At 57.5% G+C, this 459-nt stretch carries 1 protein-coding gene; it reads left to right on the plus strand.

Annotated features, from left to right (window positions below; translation table 11 throughout):
- Positions 1-77 precede the first annotated feature (77 nt).
- Entirely contained in the window at positions 78-443 is a 366-nt protein-coding gene (locus DVK01_RS21350; RefSeq protein WP_115861580.1) for a cyclophilin-like fold protein, read from the plus strand.
- Positions 444-459 lie beyond the last annotated feature (16 nt).

Raw genomic sequence — 459 nt, forward strand, 5'->3', positions numbered from 1 at the left:
CAAATCGATAACGGTGGATGGCTCTGATGACGACCGGTGAGAACAGCCAATAGCAAAGCCACGGAAGTACGACCACTATGGAGCTTCGATTGACCATCGGGGACACAGTCCTCACGGGCAGCCTCGTAGATAATACCACGAGCCATGATTTCCGCGCTCTGCTGCCACTCACCGTGACGCTTCGCGATTACGAGGAGACCGAGAAGGTTTGCGACCTCCCCCGTCGCTTGTCCACGGACGACGCCTCGACCGGTCTCAACCCCGAGGTCGGGGACATCACGTACTATGCGCCGTGGGGAAATCTCGCGATATTCTATCGGGACTTCGACTACGCCTCCGGACTCGTCAAGCTGGGTCACATCGACTCGGGGATCAGGCTATTCGAAAACGCGACAGAGGAGTTCACCGTCACCATCGATCTCGTCGACGAGCCCACGTCCTGATCGCTGTCTTCTCTAA

The organism is Haloarcula sp. Atlit-120R, from assembly GCF_003665885.1.
GTDB classification, from domain to species: domain Archaea; phylum Halobacteriota; class Halobacteria; order Halobacteriales; family Haloarculaceae; genus Haloarcula; species Haloarcula taiwanensis.